Raw genomic sequence first — 4,563 nt, 5'->3', positions numbered from 1 at the left:
AGCAGCGATTGCCCAGTCAACTCGCGGGCGATTATAGCATAACGCGCTTGTCTGTCTATATAAACAGCTGCAAAAAAAGCCTTTCACTCTATAGGCTAAAAAGCCATAAACATGCACTTTGCCACCACACAGATCAAATGCACTCGTAGCTTGATTATATCTAGGCTATGTCCTTGATGATGGATGCATTCATAGCTTGATTTTATCTAGGCTATGTCCTTGATGATGGAATGCACTCATAGCTTGATTTTATCTAGGCTATGTCCTTGATGATGGAATGCACTCATAGCTTGATTTTATCTAGGCTATGTCCTTGATGATGGGATGCACTCATAGCTTGAGTTTATCTAGGCTATGTCCTTGATATTGATGGAGAACATACTGTCTGCAACATTGTCAGCATCAGGACTGAGATTAGAGAGCATAAAGTAGAATACCTTGGAGTGGTTATACATATTCAAATGACAGATCTCATGCATAATCACTGCTGCAGTTAGGTTGAACGGGTACATAGACAAATGAGGATTGAGTCTAATCTCAGGTGTCTGTCCTCTTCTAGTTCGACACTGTCCTAATGGTCGCATACGCATGATATGAAGCTTACCTACCCACTCAATTGGCTTTAGCTGATAGTGTCTAGCTGTGTGGTTATAGACGCTAATGTAGAAAGGATGAATGCAATCTAAAAATTTTGCAGAAACCTTATACATCTCGTTTTGGATAAACTTCTCGATCATGGCTTTGACATTGTCAGTATTATTCTTATCTTTGACGACAATGCGTAAGATGCCTGGCTTTACCAAGGTCTTATGGAAATAACGATCGCGTGGAGCATTACGACGACGATAGAGAATATCCCCAGCGATCTTGGCTACATAAGTTTCATTTGCCTGACCTAGAGCAACGCTTTGCGACATGGAGTACATGAGATTAGCGGTATGAGGAGTATCAGGTAAATAAGCAATAATGGCAGTAGAAGGATCGACTTCCTTACCATCTGTAGTAACAAAGGTCAGCTCAAGATCTTTTAGCGCCAATGGAAAATCATCTACAGGGCTAGCTGATTGTGTCAGCGCAGTTCGTGTTAGCTCTTGCTCGGCTAGCGCGTTAGCATCTTGATGCTTAATGGTTGCAGTCTTAATTAGACCATGAAGTCTGCCGCTCTTATAAAAAGCTAATTGCTCAGCCAACTCCATAATCAAATCCTTACGGCACATGGATATGTAATCCTTGTACTCAGGATAGAAAAGGAAGGTTGGCATCTTCTTATGCTTAATATGCAAAGATCGCGCTTTAGCAACCTCATCTAAGGCTGCCTGACTGTGCGCCTGCAAAATACTTACTGGTGGCTGATCAGTGCGCACATCCTCTAATTTGATGAAGTTTTCATACAGATCGTAATTGACCTTAGCCTCATGCTTAGCATCATTTACATGATCCATAGCGTGTGCATCTTTATCTGCCTGTAGTGAACTTGAGTCGTGCTTAGAAGTCTGCATTGGATCGTCAGTAGCTTTAAAGTTGTTATGAGGCTGCAGAGGATCGAATGCATAAACTCCTGTTTTATGGCCAATTGAGCCTTTTAAAACAGTACGAATACATGATGAAGAAGCCATCTCACAACGGCCGATAATATCGTTGATGATCTCTGGCTCGTAATGTTCTGGACTAATCAGATCAGTAAAGCGACGAATTACATTCTCAAGGACGGTACGCTCAGTAGCACTGAGCATGCGTGAACCAAAGAATTGCTTGCGTGATAAGAGATTATCCTGAGTTAACTGCATCATGCAGGCAAAGGCATCTAAATAATAATTGCCCGTATTCGGAGCCCTATCTCTTAAAGCTGTGTCATGTGCTAGCTTTGGGTGGATATGACGCATGGAGGCAACCTCATCTGAGTTACTGCCGCCATACTTAGTACGGTCATATTCAAAAGCATTAATATCATCAAAGAGGCTCTGTTTAGGCATGATGAGACGACCTTGATTGAAGATCGGCATAGCCTTAAGCGCATTGGTGTTGATATAGCCATTAGCACAGAGCTTGGCAGCTTTTGCTCCAAAGCGTGAGCTGCCTTTTGGCACTAAGGTAGGGATAAGCTGTTTTGGTCTAGTGATACCAATACTATTATGTGGTTCATCCTCGACAACCAAGATAAGATATGGCTGCCCCCATACATAGACCAGATCATTGGTACGAAAGGTACGCTTTTTCTGGCAATGAAACGAGACCTGATCGTAAGAGCTAGTCATGGACTCAAGATGCTCTTTACACCAGTTATAGTGGCCACGGATCATCTCGCGTATATCCACCCAACGATAAGTTGGATTGGTCTTCATGACGACATAGCCAGAAGTATCGATGACAAGCTTGAGCTTGCGCAGATTACGATTAGTCTTAACCCGAAACTCGATATCTCTAAAATAAAAGCGCTCTAGAGGATATTGAGAATATGACTGTCTTAAAAAAGGTGCTTTTACAGTGCTCAAGTCAATGCAGTCAGTGTTCAGATCATCAAGCTGTTTTGCTTCTGCTATTTGTTTCATAACACCATCTATACCTGACTGAGCAGGACTACACAAAACTTAAGCGCTACCTTAGTACACTAGATTTCAAATACAGCTTTTGTATTAGCTGCGATCTTTGAGGGTTAAGGCATAGTCGTAAAGGCGATTCTTACTCTCACCAGTAAGATCAGAGACGATTTGACAAGCTTCCTTAACCTTTAGACTAGAAATCATCTTTTCAAGAGCAGCTTTAGCTTTAGCTGAGATCTCATCGCTATTATCTTTTGCCTCATATGGGCCAACGATAAGCACAAACTCACCACGAATCTCATCTTCATGCGCTTTAAAGTGCTCGATAAGATCGGTAACTTTCATACGATAGATAGTCTCAAAGGTCTTAGTCATCTCACGACACAAAGCGACCTTACGATCTGCATCCATAAGAGCTATCTTATTTAGTGTATTGATGATACGACGTGGGCTTTCATAAAAGACCACTGGATACGGTGCAGTTCTAATAGACTCAAGCTTATCGGTAAGCTCCTTATCTTTTACAGGTAAGAAACCAGAGAAGAAGAATCTGTCTGTAGGCATAGCCGAAGCGCATAAGGCGGTGATCGCAGCACAAGGGCCTGGCAGAGGAAAGACTTTAACGCCTCGCTCTACTAAGGATGACACTAGCTTATAGCCTGGATCTGAGATCATTGGGGTGCCAGCATCAGAGATCAAAGCTACAATACCGCCTGACTCAGTTTCTTTTGCAATAATCTCGGTACGCTCAGCTTCATTATGATCATTACAAGAGATCATTTTGACCGAACCAATACCGAGCTTATCGAGCAAAATACGTGAATGCCTAGTATCCTCAGCGGCGATCAGGGTAGCTGCTTTTAACACTTCAACAGCACGAAAAGTAATATCACTTAGATTGCCAATCGGTGTTGGCACAATATACAGTGCACTTTCAATCATAACCCTGTCCTAATCACTCTTGGTCACAGCTAGTAAGCTTATTTACCTAAAAAGGCATCATAAGCACCTGACTAATAAGATGCTATCTAAGAGATTAGCCTCAAAGCAGCTCAAATTGCGTCATGATCTTAACCTATTTCACATAGATTGCCTTAACAAGTGAGATCAAAACTCTAAACTTAGATAAATAAGGGCTTATGCAGCATACAAAAGTTTTGTTTTTCAAGATCGCAACCAATAAGAAACTGTTGTTAAGTTAGGTAATCATTCATCATAGCGCCCGCACCTAAGGTACTACAAAAACTAGCTGCAGCAAGCTACAACGTGCTGCTATAAACCTCAGTTACATGAATCATATGGCGTATTGTTAGTATGATTGTGGAGGCAAAGATTGGTCAAAGTATTGTCATCTTTTCCACATATAACGATAACTGTCAGTGATCTAACTACTTACACCTTAACTCAAATAATCACTTATGATTTATTGCGATCTCAATGTCAAAGAATGCTCAATCACTAAGATTTAGCAACTTTTGCATGGCTGGTGCACGCTGGTGCAAGTAAATAATGTGATACATACTGTATTTTTACAAAACATTCATGGACGCTCTTTACGCACCTGTGTGCAAGTAGAGGCCTACAATAGTTAAGCTAACGATAGCTTTAACCACATCAAATGTCCTTAAAGTTGCGCGCAAAGGCATTAAATATAAAGATAACCTTGTTTAGGTTATCTTGTCGCTTTTCAATGGGGAGAGTCAAGAATTATGTGTACTTTTTTTTTCAATAGAGTCCCCCCAACAAAGAGATTGAGGTTCTCTTTTACCTCTTAAAGTACTTCGCTGCTATATCTGCAGTTATTGGATTGGCTAAAAGTTCACAGCGAACTGAAGGCCAGTTGCTAACTGCTCTTTTATCCCACTTTGGCTTGAGATGGTATGTGTAGCGAAGCAATAGCATGGATATCACACTTTTCATACCTCCGAATACGCCTTTTTTCACCACCTCACGAAAACTACTGTTTGTCGCTTCGATGGCATTTGTGGTGTACATGATTTTTCTTACCGAGGATGAGTGCCTA

2 protein-coding genes and 1 pseudogene are annotated in these 4,563 nt (G+C 41.3%); all 3 read right to left on the bottom strand.

Going from position 1 to position 4,563, the window contains the following annotated elements; genetic code table 11:
- Window positions 1-347: 347 nt before the first annotated feature.
- Window positions 348-2,549, bottom strand: coding sequence for a YgjP-like metallopeptidase domain-containing protein (locus tag H524_RS0111650; protein WP_027940320.1), 2,202 nt, complete (start codon window positions 2,547-2,549; stop codon window positions 348-350).
- An 84-nt stretch (window positions 2,550-2,633) separates the two neighbouring features.
- Window positions 2,634-3,482 (bottom strand): 16S rRNA (cytidine(1402)-2'-O)-methyltransferase, encoded by an 849-nt coding sequence (rsmI, locus tag H524_RS0111645; RefSeq protein WP_027940319.1) that lies wholly within the window; start codon window positions 3,480-3,482, stop codon window positions 2,634-2,636.
- An 822-nt stretch (window positions 3,483-4,304) separates the two neighbouring features.
- Window positions 4,305-4,563 (bottom strand): annotated as a pseudogene (locus H524_RS17655) (IS256 family transposase); the annotation flags it as partial.

This window comes from Anaerobiospirillum succiniciproducens DSM 6400, from assembly GCF_000482845.1.
GTDB classification, from domain to species: Bacteria; Pseudomonadota; Gammaproteobacteria; order Enterobacterales; family Succinivibrionaceae; genus Anaerobiospirillum; species Anaerobiospirillum succiniciproducens.
The sequence above is the reverse complement of the archived record's forward strand: the minus strand, read 5'-3'. Positions and strand labels throughout refer to the sequence as shown.

Coding starts and splice junctions, on each gene's coding strand:
- H524_RS0111650 (WP_027940320.1), bottom strand. CDS start 2,549: ATGAAACAAATAGCAGAAGCAAAACAGCTTGATGATCTGAACACTGAC.
- rsmI (WP_027940319.1), bottom strand. CDS start 3,482: ATGATTGAAAGTGCACTGTATATTGTGCCAACACCGATTGGCAATCTA.